We start from the raw sequence: 2,168 nt of genomic DNA, 5'->3' as shown, positions 1-2,168 counted from the left end.
AACTCATTTAAATCACTTTGCTATTAAGTACAAATTGATTCTTAGAGCGAACCAGATTGCTTGGCAGGAGCTTAAAAATATGGCAGCTTAAAATTGACCGTGCGTAACATGAGTTATTTAGGTGTTAATGATTATCCAATTATTTATATCATTAGCAATTTTTCCTTAGAATCAGTCTATTCTTCAGAAATTGAGCAAAGCGGTTGGTTTTCGTATGATAATTTACCCCAGATGACTAGCCCGGGCACCCGACGGAGGCTTGATGAGTATTTTACAAAATCCCCCATTGCTGAGTCTTGGTAGAGAACATTGTTGTTCTTTTTAGTGAGGACTTTATTGTGGTTTGCTTCGCCTCATTCGCCAAGACTGAATTTTTAGCTAGGAGGAAAAAAAGCACCCTAAACGATGATGGGTAATAGAGGGGTAGGTGTTTAAACAGGAGCTATCAGTCATTGCGAGCCTTTGGTGAAGCAAGCCAGTAGGATGCTTTGCGAGACTTTTTTCTGGGTTGCTTCACTTTCTTTCTTCGCAATAACTAATTTTTTAGCTCTCTGTACTAACTAAGGGAAAGCTTCATGCTCTTAGTTAACTGACCTACATTCTTAACTCCTGACTTAAAGCAGTACTTTCCTGCTTTGTCCCGGGAGGGGCGTAAAAGCCATGCGCATCTAGCAGGGCGGCGGTTTTTTCTATATGGCCTAAATGTCCTACTTGTTTCCCCACTAGTTGCTCATATTCATCAATCAGCCCTTTATATTTTTCTTTTAAGGCTGTTAATTCTTTTTCAGCATTATTAAAGCGCTCAAAAATTTGTAAGAAATTTGCATCTTTAGTTTGGATGAACTGCTGGACTTTATCATAAAAAGCTTGCTGTTCTTTTGGACTTTTTAGGATATTCTCTGCTAATTCAGCTATTGCGGTTTGTAGCGTTTCTAATACTTGCTCATAACGGGTTACCTCAACTTTAAATTGTTTCTGTAGTTCACTGAGTTGTTTGTTTTTTTCTTCTAATTCATTTTGATTCCTGGCGAAATCAATTCTTATTTTATTTAACGCTGCTTGAGTTTCCTCTAAGAGAGCTGTTTGCTCTTTTACTGAGTTTTTTAGTTCAGCACAGGCTGTTTCCAGTTCAGTTTGCGTACGATGTAGTTTTTTCTCTGTTTCTTTAAGTTTTTCAATTTCCTCACTTAGGGCCAAGTTGCGTAGCGCTAGGGATTCTACATTACCACCAAATTGCTCATTGACTTTGCTAAATAAAGCAACTTGATCGGCTAAGTCTTGACTTATCTGTTCTAAGGTTTGGGTTACTGAATCTAAACCTTCTGCAAGACTAGTAACACCTGTTTTAATATTTTTTGTGCTGTATTGAGTATGTGTATAATGATCATCAAGGACGACACTTGAGCCTATATAACTTGCCAGTAGAAAAGCTGTAATCACAAAACAAACAATCAGCTGGGCAAGAATACCAATAATGAGCGGAGGAGCTGCAATAATAATACCGGCTACAATTTTTTGCCATAAAGGGAGTTTTCCCCAGTAATTAGCAGCACGTGAAAGCATGCTTGGATTTTGAGCCATTGCATCAATTAAGACCTCTAAATCCTTTTGAATCTTTCCTAATTGGGTTTGTGAGTGTTTAATTTTATTTAAACGCTCTACAGCAGGTTTTAAATCAGTGTGATCTTCAGTAATTGTAGGAAAAGCTACAACAGTTGATTGGCTTTGATTCGGCATGGTCACTCCTTTGTCTAAATCCGGTGGCGAATATTAATGGTACTTAATACTGTTTGTTTGCATAGTATCCTGTATGCTCAAAAACAGTTATTGGACTAAAATATTAATTCATATTGACATGATTATGGTTAAACATCAACCAAAAATATTCTATAGAATAAATTTAAAGCAGTCATGTTTTTTTATTATTCGTTTGAAATGTACTCTTAAGTAAAGCACTATTAGACATTGTTTTTTTATACTTAAAGTTATGGATTCAAGATTTTTTGGCAGAAGGTTTTTAAAGCTTAGTTTTGCTCTTGTTCTATTGGTTACTCATGTTACGCACATAAACTTGTAGTTTGACTAAAAAGCATTAGAATTCCGCCCTTAATTTTAGGGAGGGAATTAAATGGATATGCTTGATCTTTATAGTGATTATTTGATTTTCC

At 36.0% G+C, this 2,168-nt stretch carries 2 protein-coding genes; one reads left to right on the top strand and one right to left on the bottom strand.

Translation table 11 applies throughout. The features are described 5' to 3' along the window. Positions 1-108 precede the first annotated feature (108 nt). Complete coding sequence (locus tag ELY15_RS15305) at positions 109-303, top strand: hypothetical protein (RefSeq protein ID WP_127101556.1); 195 nt, start codon at positions 109-111, stop codon at positions 301-303. 291 nt (positions 304-594) lie between these two features. On the opposite strand, the gene ELY15_RS15300 is transcribed toward ELY15_RS15305, so the two are convergent. Further along, positions 595-1,737, bottom strand: a complete 1,143-nt coding sequence (locus ELY15_RS15300; protein WP_127101554.1) for a hypothetical protein — start codon at positions 1,735-1,737, stop codon at positions 595-597. Positions 1,738-2,168: the final 431 nt, after the last annotated feature.

The organism is Legionella sp. km772 (genome assembly GCF_003989735.1).
Taxonomy (GTDB): Bacteria; Pseudomonadota; Gammaproteobacteria; order Legionellales; family Legionellaceae; genus Legionella.
The sequence above is the reverse complement of the archived record's forward strand: the minus strand, read 5'-3'. Positions and strand labels throughout refer to the sequence as shown.

What these genes read in the sequence shown, in the direction of transcription:
- ELY15_RS15305 (WP_127101556.1), top strand. Translation starts at nt 109, where the DNA reads ATGAGTTATTTAGGTGTTAATGATTATCCAATTATTTATATCATTAGC.
- ELY15_RS15300 (WP_127101554.1), bottom strand. Translation starts at nt 1,737, where the DNA reads ATGCCGAATCAAAGCCAATCAACTGTTGTAGCTTTTCCTACAATTACT.